Annotated in this window: 26 protein-coding genes and 1 pseudogene; 12 read left to right on the top strand and 15 right to left on the bottom strand. The window is 73.3% G+C overall.

Features of this window, described 5'->3' with window-relative positions:
* Positions 1-3 precede the first annotated feature (3 nt).
* The 3 genes from paaC to paaA are packed head-to-tail and all read right to left on the bottom strand — an operon-like array spanning position 4 to position 2257.
* Positions 4-882: a 1,2-phenylacetyl-CoA epoxidase subunit PaaC gene (paaC, locus tag Ae505Ps2_RS27290; RefSeq protein WP_075311056.1), complete on the bottom strand. Its 879-nt coding sequence runs from the start codon at positions 880-882 to the stop codon at positions 4-6.
* Positions 879-1265: a 1,2-phenylacetyl-CoA epoxidase subunit PaaB gene (paaB, locus tag Ae505Ps2_RS27285; RefSeq protein ID WP_075311058.1), complete on the bottom strand. Its 387-nt coding sequence runs from the start codon at positions 1263-1265 to the stop codon at positions 879-881. Before paaB ends, paaC begins: the two co-directional genes overlap by 4 nt.
* 44 nt (positions 1266-1309) lie before the next feature.
* Positions 1310-2257, bottom strand: a complete 948-nt coding sequence (paaA, locus tag Ae505Ps2_RS27280) for a 1,2-phenylacetyl-CoA epoxidase subunit PaaA (protein WP_075311060.1) — start codon at positions 2255-2257, stop codon at positions 1310-1312.
* A 162-nt stretch (positions 2258-2419) separates the two neighbouring features.
* On the opposite strand from paaA, the gene Ae505Ps2_RS27275 reads away from it, so the two are divergent.
* On the top strand, positions 2420-3367 hold the full coding sequence (locus Ae505Ps2_RS27275) for a DUF559 domain-containing protein (protein ID WP_075311062.1): 948 nt from the start codon (positions 2420-2422) through the stop codon (positions 3365-3367).
* Positions 3368-3380: 13 nt separating this feature from the next.
* Here the strand turns inward: Ae505Ps2_RS27275 and Ae505Ps2_RS27270 are convergent, their stop codons facing one another.
* Together Ae505Ps2_RS27270 and Ae505Ps2_RS27265 are read right to left on the bottom strand one after the other, a co-directional pair.
* Positions 3381-3977, bottom strand: coding sequence for a TetR/AcrR family transcriptional regulator (locus tag Ae505Ps2_RS27270; RefSeq protein ID WP_075311064.1), 597 nt, complete (start codon positions 3975-3977; stop codon positions 3381-3383).
* Complete coding sequence (locus tag Ae505Ps2_RS27265; RefSeq protein ID WP_075554116.1) at positions 3974-4792, bottom strand: enoyl-CoA hydratase-related protein; 819 nt, start codon at positions 4790-4792, stop codon at positions 3974-3976. Before Ae505Ps2_RS27265 ends, Ae505Ps2_RS27270 begins: the two co-directional genes overlap by 4 nt.
* Before the next feature lie 214 nt (positions 4793-5006).
* Between Ae505Ps2_RS27265 and paaZ the strand changes: the two genes are divergently transcribed.
* The 3 genes from paaZ to Ae505Ps2_RS27250 are packed head-to-tail and all read left to right on the top strand — an operon-like array spanning position 5007 to position 9080.
* Positions 5007-7037: a phenylacetic acid degradation bifunctional protein PaaZ gene (gene paaZ, locus Ae505Ps2_RS27260; protein WP_075554115.1), complete on the top strand. Its 2031-nt coding sequence runs from the start codon at positions 5007-5009 to the stop codon at positions 7035-7037.
* On the top strand, positions 7037-8368 hold the full coding sequence (gene paaK, locus Ae505Ps2_RS27255) for a phenylacetate--CoA ligase PaaK (protein WP_075554114.1): 1332 nt from the start codon (positions 7037-7039) through the stop codon (positions 8366-8368). Before paaZ ends, paaK begins: the two co-directional genes overlap by 1 nt.
* Positions 8369-8417: 49 nt before the next feature.
* Entirely contained in the window at positions 8418-9080 is a 663-nt protein-coding gene (locus Ae505Ps2_RS27250; RefSeq protein WP_075312972.1) for a DsbA family oxidoreductase, read from the top strand.
* On the opposite strand, the gene Ae505Ps2_RS27245 is transcribed toward Ae505Ps2_RS27250, so the two are convergent.
* On the bottom strand, positions 9077-9505 hold the full coding sequence (locus tag Ae505Ps2_RS27245) for an Lrp/AsnC family transcriptional regulator (protein ID WP_043276485.1): 429 nt from the start codon (positions 9503-9505) through the stop codon (positions 9077-9079). The genes Ae505Ps2_RS27250 and Ae505Ps2_RS27245 overlap by 4 nt on opposite strands.
* Before the next feature lie 201 nt (positions 9506-9706).
* Here Ae505Ps2_RS27245 and pdhA point away from each other — a divergent pair, with 201 nt between their 5' ends.
* Genes pdhA through Ae505Ps2_RS27230 form a run of 3 tightly spaced genes read left to right on the top strand, consistent with a single transcriptional unit; the run spans position 9707 to position 13361 of the window.
* The gene (gene pdhA, locus Ae505Ps2_RS27240) at positions 9707-10735 is read left to right on the top strand and encodes a pyruvate dehydrogenase (acetyl-transferring) E1 component subunit alpha (RefSeq protein ID WP_233147784.1); all 1029 of its coding nucleotides are present in this window, start codon (positions 9707-9709) and stop codon (positions 10733-10735) included.
* Positions 10736-10788: 53 nt separating this feature from the next.
* The gene (locus Ae505Ps2_RS27235; protein ID WP_083696141.1) at positions 10789-11757 is read left to right on the top strand and encodes an alpha-ketoacid dehydrogenase subunit beta; all 969 of its coding nucleotides are present in this window, start codon (positions 10789-10791) and stop codon (positions 11755-11757) included.
* Entirely contained in the window at positions 11754-13361 is a 1608-nt protein-coding gene (locus Ae505Ps2_RS27230) for a dihydrolipoamide acetyltransferase family protein (RefSeq protein WP_075554113.1), read from the top strand. Before Ae505Ps2_RS27235 ends, Ae505Ps2_RS27230 begins: the two co-directional genes overlap by 4 nt.
* Positions 13362-13388: 27 nt before the next feature.
* Here the strand turns inward: Ae505Ps2_RS27230 and Ae505Ps2_RS27225 are convergent, their stop codons facing one another.
* The 3 genes and pseudogenes from Ae505Ps2_RS27225 to Ae505Ps2_RS33785 form a co-directional block, all read right to left on the bottom strand.
* A complete protein-coding gene (locus Ae505Ps2_RS27225) occupies positions 13389-14030 on the bottom strand; it encodes a cupin domain-containing protein (RefSeq protein ID WP_020621661.1) in 642 nt (213 codons plus the stop codon).
* Positions 14031-14145: 115 nt separating this feature from the next.
* On the bottom strand, positions 14146-14562 hold the full coding sequence (locus tag Ae505Ps2_RS33790; protein ID WP_249265406.1) for a hypothetical protein: 417 nt from the start codon (positions 14560-14562) through the stop codon (positions 14146-14148).
* A 136-nt stretch (positions 14563-14698) separates the two neighbouring features.
* Positions 14699-14860 (bottom strand): annotated as a pseudogene (locus Ae505Ps2_RS33785) (SGNH/GDSL hydrolase family protein); the annotation flags it as partial.
* A gap of 226 nt (positions 14861-15086) precedes the next feature.
* Between Ae505Ps2_RS33785 and Ae505Ps2_RS27215 the strand changes: the two are divergent.
* On the top strand, positions 15087-15362 hold the full coding sequence (locus Ae505Ps2_RS27215; RefSeq protein WP_075311078.1) for an ACT domain-containing protein: 276 nt from the start codon (positions 15087-15089) through the stop codon (positions 15360-15362).
* A gap of 66 nt (positions 15363-15428) precedes the next feature.
* On the opposite strand, the gene Ae505Ps2_RS27210 is transcribed toward Ae505Ps2_RS27215, so the two are convergent.
* The 4 genes from Ae505Ps2_RS27210 to Ae505Ps2_RS27195 all read right to left on the bottom strand — a co-directional run bounded on the left by Ae505Ps2_RS27210 (position 15429) and on the right by Ae505Ps2_RS27195 (position 19381).
* Positions 15429-16718 carry a DUF222 domain-containing protein gene (locus Ae505Ps2_RS27210; protein WP_075329681.1) on the bottom strand — a complete coding sequence of 430 codons (1290 nt, stop codon included), beginning with the start codon at positions 16716-16718 and terminating at the stop codon, positions 15429-15431.
* Positions 16719-16816: 98 nt separating this feature from the next.
* Positions 16817-17785, bottom strand: coding sequence for a pirin family protein (locus Ae505Ps2_RS27205; protein WP_075554111.1), 969 nt, complete (start codon positions 17783-17785; stop codon positions 16817-16819).
* Entirely contained in the window at positions 17782-18135 is a 354-nt protein-coding gene (locus tag Ae505Ps2_RS27200) for a GNAT family N-acetyltransferase (RefSeq protein WP_075311083.1), read from the bottom strand. Before Ae505Ps2_RS27200 ends, Ae505Ps2_RS27205 begins: the two co-directional genes overlap by 4 nt.
* Before the next feature lie 91 nt (positions 18136-18226).
* Positions 18227-19381 carry a low temperature requirement protein A gene (locus tag Ae505Ps2_RS27195; protein WP_170917092.1) on the bottom strand — a complete coding sequence of 385 codons (1155 nt, stop codon included), beginning with the start codon at positions 19379-19381 and terminating at the stop codon, positions 18227-18229.
* A 54-nt stretch (positions 19382-19435) separates the two neighbouring features.
* On the opposite strand from Ae505Ps2_RS27195, the gene Ae505Ps2_RS27190 reads away from it, so the two are divergent.
* On the top strand, positions 19436-20596 hold the full coding sequence (locus Ae505Ps2_RS27190) for a low temperature requirement protein A (protein WP_075311085.1): 1161 nt from the start codon (positions 19436-19438) through the stop codon (positions 20594-20596).
* On the opposite strand, the gene Ae505Ps2_RS27185 is transcribed toward Ae505Ps2_RS27190, so the two are convergent.
* Complete coding sequence (locus Ae505Ps2_RS27185) at positions 20593-21960, bottom strand: mycothione reductase (protein ID WP_075333663.1); 1368 nt, start codon at positions 21958-21960, stop codon at positions 20593-20595. The genes Ae505Ps2_RS27190 and Ae505Ps2_RS27185 overlap by 4 nt on opposite strands.
* A 142-nt stretch (positions 21961-22102) precedes the next feature.
* Here Ae505Ps2_RS27185 and Ae505Ps2_RS27180 point away from each other — a divergent pair, with 142 nt between their 5' ends.
* On the top strand, positions 22103-22537 hold the full coding sequence (locus tag Ae505Ps2_RS27180) for an STAS domain-containing protein (RefSeq protein WP_083695147.1): 435 nt from the start codon (positions 22103-22105) through the stop codon (positions 22535-22537).
* Positions 22538-22546: 9 nt separating this feature from the next.
* Here Ae505Ps2_RS27180 and Ae505Ps2_RS27175 read toward each other — a convergent pair whose 3' ends face one another.
* Positions 22547-23506: a LysR substrate-binding domain-containing protein gene (locus Ae505Ps2_RS27175; RefSeq protein ID WP_043278006.1), complete on the bottom strand. Its 960-nt coding sequence runs from the start codon at positions 23504-23506 to the stop codon at positions 22547-22549.
* Between the two features lie 87 nt (positions 23507-23593).
* Here Ae505Ps2_RS27175 and Ae505Ps2_RS27170 point away from each other — a divergent pair, with 87 nt between their 5' ends.
* Positions 23594-24313: a succinate dehydrogenase cytochrome b subunit gene (locus Ae505Ps2_RS27170; protein WP_082375760.1), complete on the top strand. Its 720-nt coding sequence runs from the start codon at positions 23594-23596 to the stop codon at positions 24311-24313.
* 3 nt (positions 24314-24316) lie between these two features.
* Positions 24317-26284: a fumarate reductase/succinate dehydrogenase flavoprotein subunit gene (locus tag Ae505Ps2_RS27165; RefSeq protein ID WP_020623677.1), complete on the top strand. Its 1968-nt coding sequence runs from the start codon at positions 24317-24319 to the stop codon at positions 26282-26284.
* The last annotated feature ends 3 nt before the right edge of the window (positions 26285-26287 follow it).

The following is a 26287-nucleotide window of genomic DNA, read 5'->3' as shown; positions in this document are numbered from 1 at the left end:
TGGTCACCACGTCGCCCCCGGGTGTCTGCGCGCCAGGCTCTGCATCACCACGAGTGCGTGCTCCAGCTTCTCGGTGTGCAGCCCCTGCCGGCCGCCGCGGCCGCCGACCGTGCCGGTCGGCGGTACGTCCGGGCGGGTCAGCGTGGCCCGCTCCAGCACCTGCGCGAGCACGGTCTCGACCTCCTCGCGGGTGTCGGCGGGGTCGACCGCGACCCCGGCCGCGACCAGGCGCCGTTCCTGCTCGGTGGTGCGGAACAGCTCCTCGATGTGCGGCCACACCCACTCCAGCGCGTCCTGCATGCGGCGGTGGGACTCGCCGGTGCCGTCGCCGAGGCGCAGCGTCCAGCGGGCGGCGTGGTCACGGTGGTAGGTGACCTCCTTGACCCCCTTCGCGGCGACGGCGGCGACCACCGGGTCGGCCGAGCCCTGCAGCCGGTGCAGGAGCGCGAGGCGCCAGGTGGAGAACACCAGCAGCCGCGCGATGCACCGGGCGAAGTCCAGGTCGTCGGACGGTTCGACGAGCCCGACACAGCGGAACTCCTCGACCTCGCGCCAGTAGGCCAGCGCGTCCTCGTCGCGGCCGGTCAGGTGCCCGGCGCGCGAGAGCAGCACCCGGGCCTGACCGAGCAGGTCGAGCGCGGTGTTGGCGAGCGCGACCTCTTCCTCCAGCTCCGGGGCGTTCGAGACCCACTCGGTGAGCCGGTGCGACAGCACCAGCGCGTCGTCGCCGAGCATCAGGCAGTACGCGGCCAGGTCGGCGGGGTCGACGCCGTCCGGGACGGGCGCGACGATGTCGGCCTCGGAGTCCTCGAAGCCCGACCCGAACGCCCAGCGGGGGTCGTCGCCCTCTTCGGTCAGCGCGTCGTAGACGGAGCCGCTCACAGGTGCGGCACCTCCTCCGGGATCGCGTAGAACGTCGGGTGCCGGTAGACCTTGTCCCCGCTCGGGGCGAAGAACGGGTCCTTCTCGTCCGGACTGGACGCGGTGATCGCGTCCGCGCGGACCACCCAGATGCTCACGCCCTCGTTGCGACGGGTGTAGACGTCGCGGGCGTTGTGCAGGGCCATCTCGTCGTCGGGGGCGTGCAGCGACCCGACGTGCACGTGGTTGAGCCCGCGCTTGCCGCGGACGAACACCTCGTAGAGTGGCCAGGCGCGACGGCCCGGCCGCTCGCCCTGCCCGGTCTCGACGCCCGTCGTCGGGACGGCGCCGTGGCCGCCCTCGGCGCTCATGCTCGTTCCGCGTGCCTTGCTCTCGGTGTTCATGCTCGTTCCGCGTGCGCTGCTCTCGGTGCCCACGTCCTGCTCGCTCATGCCCGTGCCCCCTGCTTCTCGGCGTAGGCCCGGGCCGCCTCGCGCACCCACGCCCCGTTCTCGTGCGCCCGGCGGCGGTGGTCCAGCCGCTGCCGGTTCGCCGGTCCCGCCCCGGAGACGACGGCGGTGAACTCCGACCAGTCCGGCTCCCCGAAGTCGTGCGCCTGCCGCTGCTCGTTCCAGCGCAGGTCCGGGTCGGGCAGCGTCACGCCCAGCGCCGCCGCCTGCGGCACGGTCATGTCGACGAAGCGCTGGCGCAGCTCGTCGTTCGTGTGCCGCTTGATGCCCCACGCCATCGACTGGTGGGTGTTGGGGGAGTCGCCGTCGGCCGGGCCGAACATCATCAGCGACGGCCACCACCAGCGGTCCACGGCCTCCTGCACCATCCGCTTCTGCGCCTCGGTCCCCGCGGTCAGGGCGAGCAGCGACTCGTAGCCCTGGCGCTGGTGGAACGACTCCTCCTTGCAGATGCGGATCATCGCCCGGGCGTAGGGCCCGTAGGAGCAGCGGCACAGCGGCACCTGGTTCGCGATCGCCGCGCCGTCGACCAGCCACCCGATCACCCCGATGTCGGCCCAGGACAACGTCGGGTAGTTGAAGATCGAGCTGTACTTCTGCTTGGCGTCGATCAGCTTCTCGGTGAGCTCCTCGCGGTCGACGCCGAGCGTCTCGGCCGCCGCGTAGAGGTACATCCCGTGGCCGGCCTCGTCCTGCACCTTGGCCAGCAGGATCGCCCGGCGCCGCAGCGAGGGCGCACGCAGCAGCCAGTTGCCCTCCGGCTGCATCCCGATGATCTCCGAGTGCGCGTGCTGGGCGATCTGCCGGATCAACGTCCTGCGGTAGGCCTCGGGCATCCAGTCCCGCGGCTCGATCCGCTGGTCCGCCGCGATCGTCGCGTCGAACCGCTCCGCCAGCTCCGCCGGCGATGGCGCGGTGCTCGTCACTGGACACCTCCGTACCGAATGTTCGTTCGGCTACGAGTGTGGCCGATGCCGGATGGTCCCGCAACCCCGACGCCGGGCGTCGCGTTCCCGTGGTTCCGACCACACGAACGCGACACTCGACGACGAGTGGAACCGCAGCGCCCCTGGTGTCGTCCAAGACCCATGGATCTCACGAGGCCCTTCCACGGGGCGACGGCGGTCCGCGCCGGCCTGGTCACCCCCAACGAGCTGCGCGGCCCGCGCTTCCGGCGTCTGGTGCGGGGCGTCCACGTCCGCGCCGACGTGCCGGTGACCTACCTGCTGCGGTGCGAGGCGGTCGCGCTGACGGTCGGAGCGCTCGCCGCCACGGGGCGACCTCGGCCGGGCGACGCCCGTACCGCGCTCGCGGGCTGGGCGGCGGCGGAGGTGCACGACGCACGGTGCGCGCCGCAGGGCGTTCCGGTCGAGATCGTCGTACCGGGTGGCAACCGGCGGCTCGACGGCGTGCTGGTCCACCGTGGCCTGCTCGCGCCGGACGAGCTGGTGGCGGGGGTGCGGATCCCGGCCCCCGGTGGCCGGCGGCCCAGGTTCGTCCCCGGCCGGACGGTCATGGCCACCACCCCGCTGCGCACCGCCTTCGACCTGGCCCGCCGGGTGCCGCGCACGGAAGCGGTGATCGCCCTCGACGCGCTGGCCCGGGTCGGCGGTTTCGCCCCGGTCGCCGTGCTCGATCTCGCCGGGCGGTGTCCGGGAGCGCGGGGGATCCGGCGGCTTCCCGGCCTCGTCGCGCTGTCGGACCCGCTCGCCGGGTCCCCGATGGAGACCCGTGTCCGACTGGCGCTGCACGACGGCGGGCTGCCGCCACCGGTGCTGCAGCACCCCGTCGGCCCCTACCGGATCGACCTCTCCTTCCCGCGCGTACGACTCGGCATCGAGTACGACGGCGAGCACCATCGTGACCCGGCGCAGGCCCGGCGGGACCTGGAGCGGCAGCAGTACCTGTCCCGGGCGGGCTGGGTGATCCTGCGTCCCTCCGCTGCCGACGTCCTCCGGCACCCGGACCTGCTCGCACTCACCGTCCGGGCCCACCTCGAGCGTCGCGAATCCGTGGTCGTGGGCACCGGTTCGTGACGCTCGGCGGGTGTCAGGGGGCCGGGACGATGCCGCTGAAGGCGGCGCGGACGACGTCCTGCGGCAGGGTGGCGGTCCCGGGGCGGCCGGGGCGGTACCACTCGACGATCGAGTTGATCGTGCCGGACAGCAGTCGGGCGGCCAGGGCGGGATCGACGTCGGGGCGGACCTCGCCGGCGTCGACGGCCTCGCGGACCAGGGCCCGCACGGCCCCGTCGAACGCGCGGCGGCGTTCCAGCGCCCAGCGCTCGGTCTCGGTGTTGCCGCGCACCCGGAGCAGCAGGGTGACGTAGGGCAGCTCGGCCATGAGCACCCCGACCTGCGCGGCGACGATCGCCCGCAGCCGCTCGGCGGGGGAGCCGGCGCGGGCCTCGGGCAGGTCGAGCACCCCGAACAGCCCGTCGACGGCGCGTTCCAGCGCCGCGCGCAGCAGCGCCTCCTTGCCCGCGAAGTGGTGGTAGAACGACGACTTCGTGATCCCGGCGGCCCGCGAGAGGTCCTCCATCGACGTCGCGTCGTAGCCGCGGTCGATGAACTCGCCGACCGCGGTCTCGAGCAGCGCGTCGCGGCCCCCGCTCGGGCGCCGGGCCCGCTTGACCGGCGAGCTCATCGGCCCTCGAAGACGGGCTTCTTCTTCGCCAGGAAGTCGCTCACGGCCTGCTGGTGGTCGCGCGTGGTCGACAGCCGGATCTGGGCGTCGGCCTCGTACTCCAGGACGGCGGGGAGCTCGTTGACCGCGCCGAAGCGCAGCGCGCCCTTCACCTCGGCGTAGGCGCGGGTGGGGCCCGCCGCGAGGTGCCGCGCCAGGTCCAGTGCGGCCTCGAGGACCTTCTCGGCGGGCACGACGTCGCGCACCAGCCCCCAGTTGCGGGCGTCGGAGGCGGTGAACTGCTCGTTCAGCATCACCAGCTCGGTGGCCCGGGAGACCCCGACGGCGTGTGCGAGCGACGCCGCGAGCCCGCTGTCGGTGGACAGCCCGATGCCGGTGAACGCGGTCGCGAACTTCAGTCCGTCCGCGGCGATCCGCAGGTCGGCGGCCAGGGCGATGCCGAGCCCGGCGCCCACGCAGGGCCCGTTGATCGCGGCGACCACCGGCTTCGGTGCCTCGTTGAGCGCGCGGATCAGCGGGTTGTAGTGCCGGCGCACCGTGCCCAGGGCCCCGACCGGGTCGGCGTCGAGCGGCGCGGCGTGCTCGCCCAGGTCCTGCCCGACGCAGAACGCCTTCCCCGCGCCGGTCAGCACGATCGCGCGTACGGACTCGTCCCCGGCGACCTCGACGACCGCGGCGAGCAGGGCCTCCTTGAGCTCGACGGTGAGCGCGTTGTACTTCGCCGGTCGGTTGAGCGTGACCACCGCGACCGACGGGTCGGTCTCGTCGCGGGTCACGAGGACGGCGGGATCGGTGCCGGTGGCGGGGGAGGTCATCCGGTGAGCCTAACGGCCGACCGAACGATCGGTCTCCCTGTCCGGCGGGCGACGTCGGGAGGTGTCCCGCGCGTGCTGTCAGGCCCGTTGTCCGGGTGCCGTCGGACGCCCGGACGGACCCTGGTGCGGCTCCGTGGACCGGTGCTAGGTTCCCCGAACGAACGGTCGGTCCAATGGCCGACCCGCGACGACGAAGCGCGACGGAGGCCCGCCGATGACCCTGCTCCGCAGTCACCTCTCCGGTACCTGGCAGACGGGGAGCGGCGAGGGCCGCCCGCTGTACGACGCGGTGACCGGCGACGAGGTCGCCCGCATCTCCGCCGACGGCCTCGACCTCGCCGGGGCGCTGGAGTTCGGGCGGCGGACCGGCGGGCCCGCGCTGCGCGCGCTCACGTTCCACCAGCGCGCCGCCCTGCTGAAGGCGCTCGGCCAGCACCTGCGCGAGCACCGCGAGCAGCTCTACGCCGTCTCCGCGCGGACCGGCGCGACGCTCGGCGACTCCAAGTTCGACGTCGACGACGGCATCGGCGTCCTGCTCGCCTACGCGTCCAAGGCCAAGCGCGAGCTGCCCAACGACACGATCCACGTCGAGGGCGACGTCGAGCCGCTCGGCCGCGGCGGGACCTTCCTCGGCCAGCACGTGCTGACCCCGCTGCGCGGGGTCGCGGTCCAGGTCAACGCCTTCAACTTCCCGGTCTGGGGCCCGCTGGAGAAGCTCGCCCCGGCCTTCCTCGCGGGCGTCCCGACGCTGATCAAGCCGGCGTCGCCGACGGCGTTCCTCACCGCGGAGCTCGTCGAGCTGATCATCGGCTCCGGCCTGCTGCCCGAGGGGTCCGTGCAGTTCGTCGCCGGGTCGCTCGGCGACGCCTTCGACCACCTCACCGGGCAGGACCTGGTGAGCTTCACCGGCTCGGCGTCGACCGCGCAGACCCTGCGCAGCCACCCCGGGATCGTCCGCAACTCCGTGCGGTTCTCCGCCGAGGCCGACTCGCTGAACCTGGCCGCGCTCGGCCCGGACGCGACGCCCGGCACCGCGGAGTTCGACCTGTTCGTGAAGGCCCTCACCACCGAGATGACGGTCAAGGCCGGACAGAAGTGCACCGCGATCCGGCGCGCGTTCGTGCCGCGCGCGCACGTCGACGCCGTCGTCGAGGCGGTCACCGCGCGGCTCGCGACGGTCGTGGTCGGTGCGCCCGGTGCCGAGGGCGTCCGGATGGGGGCGCTCGCAAGCCTCGACCAGCGCGAGGAGGTCCGCCGCAGCGTGAAGTCCCTGCGCGACGCCGGCCGGATCGTGTTCGGCGACCCGGACCGCGTCGAGGTGACCGGCGCCGACGCCGACCGCGGCGCCTTCGTCTCCCCGCTGCTGCTGGTCGGCGACCCGGACCGCGCCGAGCCGCACGAGGTCGAGGCGTTCGGCCCGGTGTCGACCGTGCTGCCCTACGACTCCACCGACGAGCTGATCGACTACGCCGCCCGCGGCCAGGGCTCGCTCGCCGGCTCCGTCGTCTCCGCCGACCCCGCGTTCGTCCGCGAGGTCGTGCTCGGCGTCGCCCCGTTCCACGGCCGCGTGCACGTGCTCAACGCCCGCGACGCCGGGGAGTCCACCGGGCACGGGTCGCCGCTGCCGCAGCTCGTCCACGGCGGACCGGGCCGGGCCGGCGGTGGCGAGGAGATGGGCGGCGTGCGCGGGGTGTTCCACCACATGCAGCGCACCGCGGTCCAGGCCGACCCCGACTCGCTCGCCGCGATCACCGGCCGCTGGGTCACCGGAGCGCAGCGCAACACCACCGACGTGCACCCCTTCCGCAAGCACCTGGAGGAGCTGCGCCCGGGCGACTGCCTGGTCGCCGGCCCACGCCGGGTGACCCGGGAGGACGTGGAGCACTTCGCCGAGTTCACCGGCGACACGTTCTACGCGCACATGGACGAGGCAGCTGCCGCGGCGAACCCGCTGTTCGGGCAGCGCGTCGCGCACGGCTACCTGGTCGTGTCCCTCGCCGCCGGGCTGTTCGTCGACCCCGACCCGGGCCCGGTGCTCGCGAACTTCGGCGTCGACGGGCTGCGGTTCCTCACCCCGGTCCGCTTCGACGACGAGCTCACCGTCACGCTGACCTGCAAGCAGCTCACCCCGCGCGAGTCCGCCGGCTACGGCGAGGTCCGCTGGGACGCCGACGTCACGCGGCAGGACGGCGAGTCCGTCGCCCGCTACGACGTGCTCACCCTCGTCGCGAAGAAGGACGCGTGATGACCGCGGCCACCAAGCGCCTCGGCGACGCGCCCCCGGCGGAGCTGCTGGACCCGGCCGAGCGGATGTCGGTCGACGAGCTGCGCACCCTGCAGCTGGGGCGTCTGCAGTGGACGTTGCGGCACGCCTGGGACAACGTCCCGTACTACCGGCGGAGGTTCGAGGAGCACGGCGTGCACCCCGACGACTGCCGCGAGATCGCCGACATCGCGAAGTTCCCGACGACCACCAAGGCCGACCTGCGGGAGACCTACCCGTTCGGCATGTTCGCGGTGCCCCGGGAGCGGATCGCACGGATCCACGCGTCGTCGGGCACCACGGGCCGCCCCACCGTCGTCGGCTACACCGCGGGCGACCTCGACCGGTGGGCCGGGCTCGTCGCGCGGTCCATCCGCGCCGCGGGCGGGCGCCCCGGCCACCGCGTGCACGTCGCCTACGGGTACGGGCTGTTCACCGGCGGGCTCGGCGCGCACTACGGCGCGGAGAAGCTGGGCACGACCGTCATCCCCGTCTCGGGCGGGATGACCCCGCGCCAGGTGCAGCTGATCGGCGACTTCGCCCCCGAGGTCATCATGCTGACCCCGAGCTACATGCTGACCCTGCTCGACGAGTTCGAGCGCCAGGGCGTCGACCCGCGGGCCACGAGCCTGCAGGTCGGGATCCTCGGTGCCGAACCCTGGACCGAACGGATGCGCGCCGAGATCGAGGAGCGGGCCGGCATCCACGCCGTCGACATCTACGGGCTCTCCGAGGTCATGGGGCCCGGCGTCTCGCAGGAGTGCGTGGAGACCAAGGACGGCCTGCACATCTGGGAGGACCACTTCCTGCCCGAGGTCGTCGACCCGCTCGACGGCACCCCGCTGCCCGACGGCGCCGAGGGCGAGCTGCTGTTCACCAGCCTCACCAAGGAGGGGCTGCCGATCATCCGCTACCGCACCCGCGACCTCACGACGCTGCTCCCGGGCACCGCGCGGCCGCAGATGCGGCGGATGGCCAAGATCACCGGCCGGTTCGACGACATGATCATCCTGCGCGGGGTGAACGTGTTCCCGACCCAGATCGAGGAGATCGTGCTCCGCACGCCCGGGCTCGCGCCGCACTTCCAGCTGGAGCTGACGACCCGGGGCAGGCTCGACGCGATGACCGTGCGCGTCGAGGCCCGCGGCGACACCCCCGCCGACCGCCGCGACCCGGCCGCCGCCGAGCTCGTGCGCGCGGTGAAGGAGACCGTCGGGATCTCGGTGACCTGTGAGGTCGTCGACCCCGACACCCTGGAGCGCTCGGTCGGGAAGCTGCAGCGCCTCAAGGACCGGCGGGAGCCGAGGGCCTGACCTGTCCGGCGCGGGAATGCCGCGGGTCGCGTGCGGGTTGCGACCGGTCGTGAAGCTCGAGATCTGGTCCGACGTCGTCTGTCCGTGGTGCGCGATCGGGCGGGCGCGCCTGGAGACGGCGTTGTCCGGCTTCGCGCACCGCGACGAGGTGACACTGCGATGGCGCAGCTTCGAGCTCGACCCGACCGCGCCGCGCGAGCAGCCCGGTGACCGCGCCGAGCACCTGGCGGCCAAGTACGGCGTGAGCGTCGCGGCGGCCCGCCGGATGGAGGAGCAGGTCACCGCCACCGCGGCCGCGGACGGGCTGGAGTTCCGCTTCGACCGGGCCCGCCACGGCAACACCGTCGACGCCCACCGGCTGCTCCACCACGCCTGGGCGACCGGCGGGTCCGGGCTGCAGGACACGCTGAAGGGGCGGCTGCTGCGCGCCTCGTTCACCGACGGCGAGCCGATCGGCGATCCCGAGGCGCTCGCCCGGATCGCGATGGCCGCCGGTCTCGACGACGGCGGGGTGCGCGCGGTGCTCGGCTCCGACCGGTACCTCGACGACGTCCGCGCTGACGAGGACATGGCCCGCCGCCTCGGCATCACCTCGGTGCCGTTCCTCGTCGTCGACGACCGCTACGGCGTCGCGGGCGCCCAGCCGGTGGACGCGCTGCGCCAGCTCCTCGACACCGCCTCGTCCGAGCAAGGGACACCCGCCCGGAGCTAGCGGGACTCGTCCTCGAAGATCAGGATCGTCCGCGTCGACACGACCGTCGGGAGCGCCTGCAGGCGTTCGAGCACGACGCTGCGCAACGCGTCGTTGCCGGTGGTGCGCACCAGCAGCAGCACGTCGAAGTCCCCGCCGACCAACGCCATGTGCCGGACCTCGGGGATCGCGCGCAGCTGTTCGCGCAGCTCGCGCCAGCTGTTCTGGCGCACCGTCAGTGTCACGTACGCCGAGGTGTGCAGCCCCACCCGGTGCGGGTCGACGACGGCGGTGAACCCGGTGATCACGCCGTCGTCGACGAGCCGGGCCAGGCGGGCGTAGGCGTTCGCCCGCGAGATCGTCAGGCGCTCGGCCAGCGCGCGCCCGGTCAGCCTGCCGTCGTGCTGCAGCTCCGCGACCATCCGCCGGTCGATGTCGTCGAGCACCGCCGCCTCCGTTCGTCTCGCCGGGACCCGCCGGGCGACGGTGCCCGGGACCACTCGTCCGGGGCGGTGTCGCGCTCAGGGCCGATCGTCTCGTCCTCTTCGCGATCCAGGCTGATCGTACGGATCATGCGCCATTCTCGGAGCACTGTGTCCGCACGGAAGGGAGTCGTCGTGGACGACCGGCACGAGACCGTCCGCCTCGTGGAGCCCGACGGCACCACGGTTCCCAGGGCCCAGCTCCCGTCGCCCGACCGGCTGCTCGCCGGCTACCGCGGGCTGGTGCGCGCCCGTCGGCTCAACGAGCAGGCCGGCGCGCTGGTCCGGCAGGGACGCCTGGCCGTGTACCCGTCCTCGCGCGGGCAGGAGGCCTGCCAGGTGGCCGCGGCGATGGTGCTGGCCGACGGCGACTGGCTCTTCCCGACCTACCGCGACACCGCCGCGATCGTCGCCCGCGGTGTCGACCCGGTCGAGGTCCTCACGATGCTGCGCGGGGACCGGCACTGCGGCTACGACGTCGCCGCCCACCGCGTCGCCCCGCAGGCGACCCCGCTCGCGACGCAGCTGCTGCACGCGGTCGGCGTCGCCCACGCCGCGCGGCTCACGGGCGAGCCCGACGCCGTCCTGGCGCTCTGCGGCGACGGCGCCACCAGCGAGGGCGACTTCCACGAGGCGCTGAACTTCGCCGCGGTCTTCCGGGCGCCGGTGGTGTTCCTGGTGCAGAACAACAAGTACGCGATCTCGGTGCCGCTGCACCGCCAGAGCGCCGCCGCCAGCCTCGCGGACAAGGCGGTCGGCTACGGCATGCCCGGTGTCCGGGTCGACGGCAACGACCTCGCCGCCCTGCTCACCGTGCTCGACGACGCCGTGGAGCGGGCCCGCGCCGGCGACGGCCCCACGCTGGTCGAGGCCGACACCTACCGGATGGACGCCCACACCAACGCCGACGACGCCGGCCGCTACCGCAGCGACGGCGAGGTCGCCTCCTGGGCCGCCCGCGACCCGCTCGCGCGCCTGCGCGCCCGGCTGCGCGCCGACGACCTGCTCGACGACGACGCCGAGCGCGCTCTCGTCGAGGAGACCGAGCAGATGGCCGCCGACCTGCGCGCCGGCATCGCGGCCGAGTCCCCGGTCGACCCCGAAGAGCTGTTCGCGCACGTCTACGCCCACCCCACCCCGCAGCTGCGCGAGCAGCGCGACCAGCTGCGTGCCGAGCTGGAGGTCACGCCGTGAACACCGGCACCGCGAACACCGGCACCGTGCACACCGGTCCCGTGAAGCTCACGATGGCGCAGTCGATCAACACCGCGCTGCGCGAGGCGATGGCCGCCGACCCGACCGTCGTCGTGTTCGGGGAGGACGTCGGCCCGCTCGGCGGGGTCTTCCGGGTCACCGACGGGCTCACCGCCGAGTTCGGCGAGCACCGCTGCTTCGACACCCCGCTCGCCGAGTCCGGCATCGTCGGCACGGCGGTGGGGATGGCGATGAACGGGCTGCGGCCCGTCGTCGAGATGCAGTTCGACGCGTTCGCCTACCCGGCGTTCGAGCAGATCGTCAGCCACGTCGCGAAGTTCGGCAACCGCACCTCGGGCCGGATGCGGCTGCCGATGGTCATCCGGGTGCCCTACGCCGGCGGGATCGGCGGCGTCGAGCACCACTGCGACTCCTCCGAGGCGTACTACGCCCACACCGCAGGGCTGACCGTGCTCGCCCCGGCCACGAACGCCGACGCCCACGGCCTGCTCCGCGCGGCGATCGAGTACCCGGACCCGGTGATCTTCCTGGAGCCGAAGAAGCACTACTTCACCTCCGAGGAGGTCGACACGGCGGTGCCGGTGCCACCGATCGGACGTGCCGTCGTCCGCCGCCCCGGGGCCGACGCGACGCTCATCGCCTACGGGCCGACGGTCCCGGTCGCGCTCGCCGCCGCCGAGGAGGCCGCTCTGGAGGGCCGTGACCTGGGCGTGGTCGACCTGCGGTCGATCGTCCCGTTCGACGACGAGACCGTCTGCGCGCAGGTGCGCCGGACCGGGCGGGCGGTCGTCGTCGCGGAGGCACCGGGGTTCGCCTCGGTCGCCTCGGAGATCGCCGCCCGGGTCTCGGAGCGCTGCTTCCACCACCTCGAGGCGCCGGTGCGCCGGGTGACCGGGTTCGACGTGCCCTACCCGCCGCCGAAGCTGGAGCAGCACCACCTGCCCGGGGTGGACCGGGTGCTCGACGCGGTCGACTCGCTCGGCTGGGAGGACGCGGCGTGAGCGCGCAGGTGTTCACCCTGCCCGACCTGGGGGAGGGGCTGACCGAGGCCGAGCTGGTCCGCTGGCTCGTGGCCGACGGGGACACCGTCGGCGTGGACCAGCCCGTCGCCGAGGTGGAGACGGCGAAGGCCGTGGTCGAGGTGCCCTCGCCGTACGCGGGCACGGTGCTGTCCCGGCACGGCGCGGAGGGCGAGACGCTGCGGGTCGGGGAGCCGCTGGTGTCGGTCGGGGACGCCACTGAGGCCGCCGGGGCCGCCGGGGACGCCGGGTCGGGCAACGTCCTGATCGGCTACGGGACGACCGGCGGGCACGAGGGGGCCCGCCGGCGTCGCCGGGCGGTGAAGCGCGCCTCCGCGGCCGCCACTCCCGCGGCCGCCACTCCCGCGGCCGCCACTCCCGCGGCCGCCACTCCCGCGGCCGCCACTCCCGCGGCCGCCACTCCCGCGGCCGCCACTCCCGCGGCCGCCACTCCCGCGGCCGCCGCACCCACGGCCGCCGTACCCGCGGACGCCCCCGCGTCGGCTCGCCCGTCCGCGGTCCCGGCAGCGACATCCGCGGTCCCGGTGGCGACGTCGGCCGCCGACGGCGCACCGGGCGAGCGTCGGCCGGTGCAGTCGCCGGTGGTGCGGCGGCTGGCCCGTGACCACGGCATCGACCTCGCGACGGTCGAGGGGACCGGACCCGGCGGGATGGTGCTGCGCCACGACGTGGCCGTCGCCGCGGCCCGTGCTGCCGCACCGACCGCCGCCGCCCCGCCGCCCGCCGCTGCGGAACGAGCCACCGTCCCGACCGCGACGGCCGCGACCGGCACGGCCGCGATGGCGACGGCCGCGACCGGACCGACCGCGACCGGACCGACCGCGACCGGTCCGACCCCGGCCGCGCCGGACCGCGACCCCCGCACCGGGCTCGCGGTCCGCGAGGTCGTGCCGCTCCGCGGCGTCCGCCGCGCCGTCGCCGAGACCCTGACCCGCAGCCGCGCCGAGATCCCCGAGGCCACGACCTGGGTCGACGTCGACGCCACCGACCTGCTCGCCCTGCGCCAGCAGCTCACCGGCGCCGACGGCCGTCCGGTCGGGCTGCTCGCGATCCTGGCGCGGTTCGTCGTCGCCGGTCTGGCCCGGTTCCCCGAGCTCAACGCCCGCGTCGACACCGGGTCCGCGCAGATCGTGCACCTCGACGGGGTGCACCTCGGCATCGCCGCGCAGACCGACCGCGGCCTGGTCGTCCCCTCGGTGGCCGACGCCCACCGTCTCGGGATGCGCGGCCTCGACACCGAGATCCGCCGCCTCACCGCGGCGGCCCGGGACGGCTCGGTCACCGCCGCCGAGCTGACCCGAGGGTCGTTCACCCTGAACAACTACGGGGTGCTCGGCGTCGACGGCAGCGCCGCGATCATCAACCATCCCGAGGTCGCGATGCTGGGCGTCGGACGGGTGCTGCCGCGGCCGTGGGTCGTCGACGGCGCGGTCGTCCCGCGGTCGATCACCCAGCTGTCGCTGGTGTTCGACCACCGGGTCTGCGACGGCGGCACCGCGGGCGGATTCCTCCGCTTCGTCGCCGACGCCGTCGAGTCGCCGCTGTCCGCGCTCGCCGACCTCTGAGCGCGCCCGGTTGAGCGCGCCCGGTGCTCAGCGGCGGCGGGTGATCACCACCGGCTCGATCCGCTGGGGCACCTGCGCGAACGCCGACTCGGGCACCCCGAACGACGCGGCCAGCACGTCCCGGGGGATCGCGTTGAGGCTGCCGACGATGCCGATGTCGTCGTCCGGCTCGGCGGTCGAGGTGTTGAACACGATGAGCACGTCGAGCGGCTCGGTCGTCGACGCGTTCTCGAAGTAGTGGAACAGGCCCGTCGGCGCGAACACGAGGTCACCGCGCTCCGCGGTGAAGACGTCGTTGTGGTACTCGCCGTCGGGGTGGGTGCCGAGGATGGTCCACTTCGCGGTGCCGGAGACGATGTAGTTCAGCTCCCACGCGGTCGGGTGCCAGTGCGGTTCGCGGATCCCGCCGGGGTCGAGGTGGGCCAGGTACACCGACCCCTGCTGGCCGGCGAGCACCGGGAAGTTCTGCTCGTTCGCCCCGCGCAGCCATCCGCCGTCGAAGTTGTTGGGCTCGGTCGCCGCGAGGTGGAACAGGTGGCCGGGCTGCCCGGTCCGCGGCGGCGTCGGAGCACCCGCCCCGGCGGTCCCGCCCGTGGCGGCCAGTCCCGCCATCCCCGCCACCCCTGCGACACCCGCGCCCAGGGCCCGTCGCCTGCTGATCCCCGTCATGGTCTTCTCCTTCCGCCGAAATCGTTGCCAGTCGCAACGGTATGGCGGACGGTGATCCATCGGGGTGATCACTTTCAGCGGCTTCCGTGATTGCGCAGTCACGGATCGGCGCAGCTCAGCGCGCCGGGACGACCGTCCAGGACGGAGCCTTCGCCGGCCGGCCGTCCCCGGACGACCGGCCCCGCAGACGTCGTCCGACCCAGGGCAGGACGTGGGTGCGGTAGTAGGCGAGCGCTGCGGCCGGTCCGGTCGGCGGGTCCGCGGCGACGGTCGTCGCGGGCGTCGCCCCACGCACACCGAGCGCCTCCAGCACGATTCCCGCGGCGCGCAGATGCCCGGGCGTGCCCAGGTGCAGGCGGTCGTCCGACCAGTAGCCGGGCCGGCGGATCTCGGCGTCGCCGAACACGTCGACGAAGGTGAGTCCGCGTGTGGCGGCGAGCGTGCGCACCGCCGCCGACAGCTCCGCGCCGCGGCGGTGGACGACCCGTCCCAGTGGAAGCCGGTCCGACGGGTCGGCACCGCTGAGCAGCACCAGCCGGACCCCGGCCGCCGCGCAGCGGTCGACGGCGCGGGTGGTGAGCGCGGCGAGCCCCGCGACGTCGGTGCGGGGGGCGGAGCATGTCGTTCCCCCCGCCGTTGAGGGTGATCAGGGTCGGTGCGGGGTCCAGCGCCAGTGCGGCATCGAGCTGCGGCCCGACGACGTCGGCCAGCAGCCGGCCTCGTACGGCCAGGTTCGCGTAGTGCACCGGCTCACCGGAGGCACCGGCCAGCCCGGCGGCGACCCGGTCGGCCCAGCCGCGGGGGACACCTGCCGCGTCCTCGTCGCCCACGCCCTCGGTGAAGCTGTCCCCGATCGCCACGTACCGCACGGCGCCAGCATCCGCGTCGCGGTCACCACGGCTCCGCCCGGGGGTGGTGACGGCTGTTACCCTCGACCCGTGCGCGGTCGGATCATTACCCGGCGCGCCGGCTGAACCCAGGGAGCCGGCGCGTGGCACGTGGTGCCCGCCGGACCTGGCCGGATCCTGACGTTCGCCCTCGAACACCGGAGATCCGATGAACGCCCCCACCGCCGAGCGCGCCCGCACCGGGACCGATCCCGCCGAGCACGGCCACGTCGTCTCGCTGCTCTTGACCGATGCCGATGACGGCCTCTACAAGGTCCTCACCATGCTGCGGTCGCGCCGCTGGAAGGTCCGCTCGCTGCAGGTCGACATGTCAGCCGAGATCAGCCGGGTCGACCTCGTCGTCGCCCACGACGGCCGGGCCGCCGACCTGCTGCTCGAGCAGCTGCGCCGGGTCGTGCCGGTGGTACGCGCCGACCTGGGCTGAGCCGGGCGCGGCGCCGTCGTTCACCGCCGGGCCCTCGTGCCCGCCGGATGGAGACGCATCATCCGGTCAGTCCGGTCCGCGATAGGTGTGCCCGGTGGGTGTGGTCGTGACGACGGCTCCGTCGGGTGTTCGGGTGACGTGCCATCCGGGTTGTTCGCGGATGTGGTTGTGGAACTCGCACACCCCTCGTCCGTTCTGCAACTCGGTGCGGCCGCCGTCGGCGGCGCGGTGGATGTGGTCGATGTGGCGGGCGGGGGCGTCGCAGTAGGGCTCGGTGCACCGGTTCCCGGCTCGGGCTTTCACGAGGGTGGCGAGCAGTCCGGTGAAGGTGCGTTGGCGTGAGTCGCCGCCGATGACCAGACCTTGGTCGGTGAGCAGGCGGCGTAGTGATGCGGTGCCTTCGCTGGTGGCGAGCAGCTCGACCGGGATGGGGCCGAGGCCGGGGATCTCCGCGGGGAGTGGGGAGGTGGGGTCGAGCAGGGCCTGGACGGGGACGGTGACCTGGACTTCGAGGTTGACCGCGGTTGCGGTGGTCTGTCCGGTGAGGCGTTCGACCAGGGTGTCGGCCATGATCTGCCCGCGGCTGCGGGTCAACGGTGCCGGGTCGACCTGGACCTGGATGAAGGCTTTCTGGAGTGCGGCGAGGCAGGCCGCGCCCTGTGCGGCGGTGAGGTAGGCGGTGAGGTAGCTCATCGCGTCCGGTGCCGGGCGCAGGGTGACCCGACGTTCGGCCGCGGCGGTGTGGACGCGGGCCCGGAAGCGTTCGGGGGCGATCTCGGCGACCAGGCGGCGGGTCATGGCGCGCAGGCGCCCGATGCCGTAGCGGGTGAGGTCGTGTGCGGCGAGGCGGGTGTCGACCTGCCTGCGCCGGTGTGGGTCGAGGTCGCGGCATTCGACGGCGATCGCGGTGACCTTCGCGGCGCTGAGCTGTCCGGCGGTGTGCAGGCCGCGGATGTGGTCGAGTCCGGTGTGCAGGTCGCGGGCGTTGGCGAGGCGGGTGCGGGCTTCGGTGGTGGAGATCCGGCAGGCGAGCTGGATCTGGGCGACGACACTGCGGTGGAGCCGCTCGGGGTCGGTCCGGGCGCGGTCGGTCCCGTCGGTCCGGTCGTCGGTGAGGTGGTTCTCGACGTGGGCCCGGGCGAACGCCCGGATCCGACTCGCCTGCAGTGCGGCGAGGGAGGCCTGGAGCGACTCGATCTGCTGGATCTGGTCGATCAGGTCCGTCTCTGTCAGCGCAGAGGTGTCGGCGGTGTGGGCGTGGTCGAGGAGAAATCGGAACAGATCGAGGTCACCGGTCGGGGACCCACCCGGGCCCACGCCGGTGGCATGGTCGGGTGGCTCTTGGGTCGCGGTCACACTGTCGACGATAGTCGAACACGTGTTCGGTCGCTAGTTTTCGTTCGCAATCGCGAATCTCTGACCTGCGAGGGCAGGGCAGCAGAGTCATGCCCCGCCTACCCGCGAGGAGTCAACCGCGCGTTCGGCAGCTCCGGCGCCGGCAACGTCGACTCCCACGCGTCCGGGAACATCCCGAAGCGGCCACCGTCCCGCCCCCCGGCGGCACGCTCGTCCTGCCACTGCTCCCGGAAGGCCACGACCTCGTCGTGGGTGGAGCCGACGAAGTTCCACCACATCACGATCTGCTCGCCCAGCGGCTCCCCGCCGAGCAGCACCAGGCGGGCGCCGTCGTGGCCGGCGTGCAGGTCCAGGGTCGTCCGGCCCGGCGGGAGGTACACGAGCTCGGCGGCCGCGGTCGCGGTGCCGCTCACCTGCGCCGAGCCGGTGTCGACCAGCACACCGTGCTCGAACCCGGCGTCGACGTCCAGCGTCACCGACGCGCCGGCGGGCAGCACCACCTCGGCGCCGAGCAGCGGGGTGAACGTCGGTACCGGCGACGACGACCCGGCCAGCGATCCGAGGAACACCCGCAGCGCGGCGTCCCCGGCCTGCACCCGGGGCGGTGCGTAGTGCTCGAAGCGGGGAGTGGTCTCCCGGTGGGCGGCGGGCAGCGCCAGCCACAGCTGCACCCCGTGCAGCACCTCGGTGTCGGGGGTGGAGAACTCCGAGTGCGCGATGCCGGATCCCGCGGTCATCAGGTTCAGCTCACCCGGGCGCACGATCGCGTGCGCGCCGGTGGTGTCGCGGTGTTCGACCCGGCCGGTGAACAGCCACGACACCGTCGCGAGCCCGGTGTGCGGATGCCCCGGCACGGCCATCCCACCGGTGTCGGCGACCCGGTCCGGGCCGTAGTGGTCCAGGAAGCACCAGGCCCCGATCAGCGACCGGGTGCGCCGCGGCAGCGTGCGGCGCACCGTCATCGCGCGCGGCCCGCCCAGCGGCACGTCGCGCGGGGTCACCAGCTCCCCGTCGGCGGCGTCGCCCCCGCAGACGACCTCTTCCGGCGCGGTCTCGACGTTGCTCACCGCGCGCTCCTCCGGACGGCGGCGACGGCGTCGGGCGTCACCGGGTCGATGATGTCGGCATAGCCCTGATGGGTCGACACCCAGCGCCGCACGTACGGGCAGACCGGCACGATCCGCTTCCCGGCGGTGCGGGTGTCGTCCAGCGCGAACCGGACCAGGGTGCTCGCGAGCCCGCGCCCGGACAGCTCCGGATCGACCTCGGTGTGGTGGAAGATCCGCTGCCCGTGGTCGTCGACGTACTCGGCCCTGCCGACCACGGTGCCGTCGATCAGGATCTCGTAGCGGTGGTGGCCCGTGTCGTGGGTGACCACGGTGTCGTGGTCGGTGTCGTGGTCGGTGTCGCCGGACATGTACTCAGCCTCTCAGGACGCGCGGCGCCGCACCACGCGGCGCAGGTTCACCGGCTCCCGCAGGTGCCGGCCCCTGACGTCTCCGAACCCGTCATGCGGCGACGGTGTTCCGGGCGGGGGCCGTCTCGACGGTCACGACCACCGCCACCATCACCACCGCGGCCACGACCGGGGTGAACGGCGCGAACGCCGACAGCCCCAGCAGCACCGCCAGCAGGACGACGGCGGCGCTGCGGCCGGCGGCGAGCACGGGGCGCAGCGCCAGCGCCCACACCCCGAGGACGAACAGCGCGACCGGCACGGTCAGCGTCGCCCCGGCCGCGGCGGCGGACAGCCCGGTCCCGGTGGTGTCGACGTCGACGGCCACCTCGATGCCCGCCGAGAAGGCGCCGGCCGCGGCGAAGACGAGGTAGTGGCCGTAGCCGTGCACCAGCGCCCGCGGCATGGCCCGCAGGTGCTCGTGCTGGCTGTGGGCGAAGTAGACCCACCACATGCCCGCTGCCAGCACGAGCCCGCACGCCGAGAGCACCAGCAGCGGGCCGAGGTGCTCGGCGGAGGACAGCGCGTCGACCACGGCCGTCGTCGACGCCAGGATCGACTCACCCAGCAGGATCAGGGTGAACAGGCTGTAGCGCTCGGCGATGTGGTGCGGGTGCCACGGCGTCGACCGCGCACGCTCGGCGACCACCGGGACCGCCAGCTCGGCCAGTGCCAGCACGACGAACCACACCGGGTGCAGGGCGACGAGCACCCAGGCGATCCACAGCAGCTGGACGACGGCGATGCCGCCCGCGTAGCGGAGCGCGGTGGTCCGCAGCGCGGGGTGCGACCGCGCCGCCCGCAGCCACTGCGTGACCATCGCCAGCCGCATCACCACGTACCCGGCGACGAGCACGCCGTAGCCCTCACCGGCCATCGCCGAGGGCGTCCCCGCGGCCATGACCAGCGCGCCCGCCATCTGGACCAGGGTGGTGGCGCGGTAGAGCCAGTCGTCGACGTCGAAGGCCGAGGCGAACCAGGTGAAGTTCATCCAGGCCCACCAGATGCCGAAGAACACCATCAGGTAGGACCCGACCCCGGCGCCGACGTGCCCGCCGGACTCCTCGTGGTGCAACGCCGCCGACGACAGCGACACCGCCACCACGAACACCAGGTCGAAGAACAGCTCCAGCGGGCTGGCCACCCGGTGGGGCTCGTCCGGATCGCGGGGGCGCATCTCGCGCAGACCGAGGTTCACACCGCCCATCGTTGCGCGCCGCACTACCCTTCGGCAGCGCCGACACGGGAAAGGAGCCCACCGATGACCACACCGGACATTCGGCCGCGGGTGCTGCGACGGGAGGGTGACTCCGAGGTCGCTCCGATCGAGCTGTTCTTCGACCTCGTCTACGTGTTCGCGATCGTCCAGGTCTCGCACACCCTGCTCTACCACCTGACCCCGATCGGGGCGCTGGAGACGGCGGTGCTGTTCGCCGCGGTCTGGTGGCTGTGGAACTACTCGGCCTGGGCGATGAACTACCTGGACCCGGGACGCCCGTCGGTCCGGATGCTCAACGCCGGGCTGATGCTGGCGGCGCTGGGGATGGCGCTGGCCCTGCCGGGCGCGTTCGGCGAGTCCGGGCTGCTGTTCGCACTGTGCTTCGCCGCCGCCCAGATCGGGCGCCCGCTGTTCCTCGTCGTGACCATGCGCGGGCACGTCATGGCCCGCAACTACCGCAACCTTCTGGTGTGGAGCACGGCCGCGTCCGTGCTCGTCGTCGTCGGCGCGTTCCTACCGCCGGTGGCGCGGCTGGTCGTCTGGGTGCTGGCCGTCGCCGTCGACATGGCCGGGCCGCGGTTCGAGTTCCGGGTGCCGGGGCTCGGGCGCACCCCGATGGACGAGTGGCCGACCGACGTGGAGCACCTCGCCGAGCGCAACCGGCTGGTGTTCATCATCGCGCTCGGCGAGTCGATCCTGATCATGGGTTTCACGCTGTCGGAGATGGAGGACGTGACCCCCTACGCAGTGGTGATCACCCTGCTCGGCTTCGCCGGTCTGGTCGCGCTGTGGTGGTCCTACTTCGCGCTCGCCGGGCACGGCACCCGGGCGAGCTCCGGCGACGGGTCGACCCGTGCGGCGCGGGCCGCGTTCGCCTACGCGCACGGCCTGATGGTGGCCGGGGCGGTGCTGTTCGCGGTGGCGATCGACCTGCACCTCACGCACCCGGAGAACACCCCGGCGCTGGTGCTGACCTCGGTCGGCGGTCCGCTGCTCTACCTCGCGGGCAACAAGCTCTACCTGCAGGGCCGCACCGGGACGGTCGGGCGGTCGCGCTACGTGGCCGCCGCGATCCTGGTGGTGGCTGCGGTGGTCGCGCTGGTCGCCGGACACGCCCTGCCCGCGATCGCGATCGGGCTGGTCGTGCTCGCCGTGGTGATCGGCCTGGCGGTGGCCACCGAGCTGACCGAGCGGCGCGCCTAGTCCGGGTCGGCGGCGTCGCGCAGCGCGTTCTCCAGCACCTCGCTCAGCGCGGGGTGGATCCAGTACTGCACGTCGGCGAGGCGCTGCGCGGTCACGCCCAGCGCCATCGCCTGCACCAGCTGCTGGACCAGCGTCGACGCCTGCGGGCCGAGCAGGTGCGCCCCGAGCAGCGTGCCGTCCGGGGCGACGAGGACCTTGCAGAACCCGCGCTGCTCCTCCATAGCCCAGCCGAAGGCGACATCGGCGTACTCGTGGAACCCGACGCGGAACTCCAGGCCCTCCTCGCGGCACTGCTGCTCGGTGCGGCCGACGGTGCCGATCTGCGGGGTGGTGAACACCGCGGCCGGGACGAACCCGTGGTCGACCTCGCGCAGGTCGTCGGGGTGGGCGAGGTTGTGCCCGACGACCTCGGCCTCGTGGTTCGCGACGTGCTTGAGCGGGTGCGGGGACGAGATGTCGCCCAGCGCCCACACCCCGTCGGCGGTGGTGCGGCCGTGGGCGTCGACGACGACGCGGCCGGCGTCGTCGGTGTCGATCCCGGCCCGGTCCAGGTCGAGCCGGTCGGAGTTCGGGCGGCGCCCGGCCGCGACGAGCAGCCGGTCGGCCCGCACCTCGGTGCCGTCGTCGAGATGCAGCCGTACGTCGCCCGCACCGCCGGTGACCCTCTCCACCGTCCGTCCGGTGTGGACGGTGAAGCGCTCGCGGGCGGCGTCGGTGAACCGCGCCACGACGGTCTCGTCCATCCCGCCGAGCAGGGTGTCGGCGCTCTCGACGAGCGTGACCTCGCAGCCGAGCCCGCCGAACACGTGCGCGAACTCCGCTGCGATGTAGCCACCGCCGATGATCGCCAGGTGCCCGGGCAGCTCGTCGATCCGCATGATCGTGTCGGAGGTGTCGAACGGGACGCCCGAGTCGGCGACCGGCGGCGGGACCACCGGTCGCCCGCCGACGGCGAGCACGATCCGGTCCGCGGTGAACTCCGCGGTGCCGCCGTCGGCCAGGTCCACCGCCATCGCGCGTGGCCCGGTGAAGCGGGCCGTGCCGTCGTAGACGGTGCCGTGGTCGCGGCGGTGGTCGCGGCCCTCGTCGCCGATCGGGTCGAGTCGGGAGAACACCCGGTCCCGGATGTCGCTCCAGCGGATCCGGTCGATCCGGGCGTCCACCCCGTAGGTCGACGCCGCGCGGACCGTCTCGGCGACCTCGGCGGTGTGGGCGAGCATCTTGGTCGGGATGCAGCCCACGTTGAGGCAGGTCCCGCCGAACCGGGTCGCCTCGACGTGGGCGACGTCGAGACCGTCGAACCGGTCGTCGACGATCGTGTTCCCGGATCCGGTGCCGACGACTGCGAGATCGTGATGGGCCACCCGCCGAGCCTAGGAAGACCGGCGCCCTCCCGCGCGTCGACGCCGGGCGGGGCCGTCACCGGGCGATCGGCGTGCGGTACCGGCACCGCACTGGCACCCTGACTGCGGCGGTGGCGCGGCGCCCCGCGGGAGGCGGCCGGTGATGACCGATCCGACGGAGGGCCCGGGGGGAGTGCCCGGCCTGTCCGCCGCGACCGCGGAGGGCGGTGGTCTGACCCTGGAGGCGGTGCCGCACCCGTCGGGTCCGGTGGTGCTGCACGCCGTCGGCGACGTCGACCTCGCGACCGCGCCGTTCCTGGCCGAGCAGGTGGGCGACTGGCTCGCCGCGGCCCCACGGATCGTGCTGGACCTGTCCGGGGTGGGCGTGTTCGCCTCGGCCGGGATCTCGGTGCTGCTCGACTGCCGGCACGCCGCCGTCGCGGCCGGGGTGGTCCTGGAGCTGTACTGCGGCGCGGCCCGCCAGGTCCGCCGGGTCCTGCAGGTCACCGGCACCTGCGAGCACCTGCGGGTGCTCGACCCGCACCCGCCGCCGGAGACCCCCGACGGCCGCGCCCCGCTGTTCCCGGTTCCCGACTGACCCCGGTCCTCAGCCGAGCAGCTCCCGGCCGGTCCGGTGCCGGTGCAGCACCTGGACGTCGGTCGTGCCCTCCCGCAGCGACGCCGAGGTGTCGGACATGTGCTCCAGCAGCGTGTCCGCGAAGGCGATGACGGCCGGTGTGGGGGCGATGTCGGCGCGGCGCGCCAGCGCCACCGTGCGGTGGATGGCCGGGTTGAGCACCGTGCGCCGCAGCCGCGGCCGCCCGATGAACGTCAGGTCCGGCACCACCGCCACCCCGGTGCCGGCCTCGACCATGCGCAGCACGGCGTCCATCTGGCCGCCCTCGACCGCGATCCGCGGCGTGACCCCGGCGACCGCGTAGGCCCGCAGGGTCACCTCCCGCAGGTCGTAGCCCTGGCGCACCATCACCAGGTCGTGGCGGGCGAGCTCGGAGACGGTCATCGACCCGCGCGGGGTCAGCGGCCTGCGTGCCCGTGGGGAGGCGACCGAGAGCCGTTCGCGGAGCAGGGGAGCGGTGTGCAGCGTCGGGTCCACCCCGTCGGGGGGCACGATGACCAGGGCGACGTCCAGCGCGCCCTGGACCAGTGCCGCCTCCAACGGCTGCGAGCCGTCCTCGGCCAGCTCGACGGCGATCTCGGGGTGCCGGGCGTGGAAGACCCGCAGCACGTCGGACAGCACGCCGATGCACAGCGACGGCGTCGCGCCGACCCGGACCCGGCCGCTGCGCAGGCCGACCATCTCGGCCACCGTCGTGCGGACCATGTCGGAGTCGGCGAGCATCCTCCGTGCCAGTGGCAGCACCGCCTCACCGGCCGGGGTCAGCGTGACGACCGACCCGCGGTTGATCAGCGGGGAGCCCAGCTCGTCCTCCAGCGCCCGCAGCGCGCGGCTCAGGGTCGGCTGGGCGACCCCGACCTGGTCGGCCGCCCGAGTGAAGCTGCGCACGTTTGCCACGGCGACGAAGTACATGAGCTGCTGAAGTGTCACATGCATAGCCTACGGCTATGACCGGAGACCGTTTCATGCATTGGACTGCCTTGCCCGTTGGTATGTCCACTGGACGACGTGGTCACGATGTCCGAGAAGTCCCGGGCCGGCGGCGGAGCCAAGCCCGCCGCGCCCCGGCGTCCGCGCACGCCCAGTGCGCTGCTGAAGTTCGTGATGGCGGTGAGCGGCGTCGTGCTGCTCGGCTACGTCACGTTGCACATGATCGGGAACCTGAAGATCTTCTTCGGTCCCGAGGCGATCGATCACTACGCGGCCTGGCTGCGCACCATCCTGGAGCCGGCGCTGCCCTACTCGGGCATGCTCTGGATCGTCCGTGTGGTGCTCGTCGTCGCGGTGGTCGCCCACATCTGGTCGGCGACGGTGCTCGCCCTGCGCGCGCGCAAGGCCCGCCCGATCAAGTACGCGGGTGGCTCCTACCAGGTCAAGGGCAGCTACGCGGCCCGCACCATGCGCTGGGGCGGCGTGATCATCGTGCTGTTCGTCGTCTACCACCTGCTCGACCTCACCGCGGGCACGCTGAACCCGAACGGCGTGCACCTCGCGGTGGCGGACAACCTCGCGGCCGACTTCACCCCCGCCCGCTGGTACGTCACCCTGTTCTACGTCCTCGCCGTCGTCGCGCTGGGCTTCCACGTCCAGCACGGCATCTTCTCGGGCATCCAGACGCTCGGGTGGTCGTCGAACAGGCGTGAGCGCACCATCAAGGTGGTGTCGACGGTCTTCGCCGCCGTGCTGACCCTCGGCTTCATCTCGGTGCCCCTCGCCGTCACGTTCGGAGTGGTCTGACCCATGACTGACGCCTCGTCCCACCACATCTCCTACGCCGACTACACGACCGGTGAGCCGGTCGTCGACAAGGCGGTCCCCTCGGGTGCCATCGAGACCCGCTGGGAGCGCCGCCGATTCGGCGTCAAGCTGGTCAACCCGGCGAACAAGCGCTCGAAGAAGATCATCGTCGTGGGCTCCGGCCTGGCCGGCGGCTCCGCGAGCGCGACGCTCGGCGAGGCCGGCTACCACGTCAAGACGTTCTGCTACCAGGACAGCCCGCGGCGTGCGCACTCGATCGCCGCGCAGGGTGGCATCAACGCGGCGAAGAACTACCGCAACGACGGCGACAGCGTCTACCGGCTGTTCTACGACACCGTGAAGGGCGGCGACTTCCGCGCGCGGGAGTCCAACGTCCACCGGCTCGCCGAGATCTCGCGGCAGATCATCGACCAGTGCGTCGCGCAGGGTGTCCCGTTCGCCCGCGACTACGCCGGTCTGCTCGACAACCGCTCGTTCGGCGGCGTGCAGGTCTCCCGCACCTTCTACGCCCGCGGTCAGACCGGCCAGCAGCTGCTCATCGGCGCCTACCAGGCGCTGGAACGCCAGGTGAAGGCCGGCACCGTCGAGATGTACGCCCGGCACGAGATGCTGGAGCTGATCGTCGTCGAGGGACGCGCCCGCGGCATCGTCGCGCGCGACATGGTCTCCGGCGAGATCGAGGTGCACACCGCCGACGCGGTCGTGCTCGCCTCCGGCGGCTACGGCAACGTCTTCTACCTGTCGACCAACGCCAAGGGCTGCAACGTCACGGCCTCGTGGCGGGCGCACCGCAAGGGCGCGTTGTTCGCGAACCCCTGCTTCACCCAGATCCACCCGACCTGCATCCCGGTCTCCGGCGACCACCAGTCGAAGCTGACCCTGATGTCGGAGTCGCTGCGCAACGACGGCCGCGTCTGGGTCCCGAAGAGGCTCGGCGACGACCGCGGGCCGAACGAGATCCCGCACGAGGAGCGTGACTACTTCCTCGAGCGCAAGTACCCGGCGTTCGGCAACCTGGTGCCCCGTGACATCGCGTCCCGGGCCGCCAAGGAGGTCTGCGACGAGAAGCGCGGTGTCGGTCCGTCGGGTCTGGGTGTCTACCTGGACTTCGACGACGCGATCCAGCGGCTGGGCCGCAAGGCCGTCGAGAACAAGTACGGCAACCTGTTCGAGATGTACGAGCGGATCACGGGGGAGAACCCCTACGAGGTCCCGATGCGGATCTTCCCCGCCGTGCACTACACGATGGGTGGCCTCTGGGTCGACTACGACCTGCAGTCGACCATCCCGGGCCTCTACGTGGCCGGCGAGGCGAACTTCTCCGACCACGGCGCGAACCGCCTCGGTGCGTCCGCGCTGATGCAGGGTCTGGCCGACGGCTACTTCGTCCTCCCGGTCACGATCGGCGACTACCTGGCCAAGAACGAGCTCGACGCCGTCTCCGACGACGCGCCCGAGGTCGTCGAGGCCGTGCAGTCGGTCACCGACCGGATCGACCAGTTCCTGTCGATCAACGGCACCCGCACGGTGGACTCGTTCCACCGCGAGCTGGGCCAGATCATGTGGGACTACTGCGGCATGGAGCGCACCGAGGACGGTCTGCGCAAGGCGCTGGACCGCATCCCCGAGCTCCGTCGCGAGTTCTGGAGCAACGTCAAGGTGCCGGGTACCGGCGCGGAGCTGAACCAGAGCCTGGAGAAGGCCGGCCGGGTGGCCGACTTCCTCGAGCTCGGTGAGCTCATGTGTCTCGACGCGCTCGTGCGTCGCGAGTCGTGCGGCGGTCACTTCCGCGCGGAGAGCCAGACCGAGGACGGCGAGGCGCAGCGCGACGACGAGAACTTCTCCTTCACCTCGGCCTGGGAGTACACCGGACGCGGGCAGGCTCCGGTCCTGCACAAGGAGGAGCTCACGTTCGAGTACGTGCACCCGACCCAGCGCAGCTACAAGTAGGAG

The organism is Pseudonocardia sp. Ae505_Ps2 (assembly GCF_001932425.1).
Lineage (GTDB): Bacteria > Actinomycetota > Actinomycetes > Mycobacteriales > Pseudonocardiaceae > Pseudonocardia.
The sequence above is the reverse complement of the archived record's forward strand: the minus strand, read 5'-3'. Positions and strand labels throughout refer to the sequence as shown.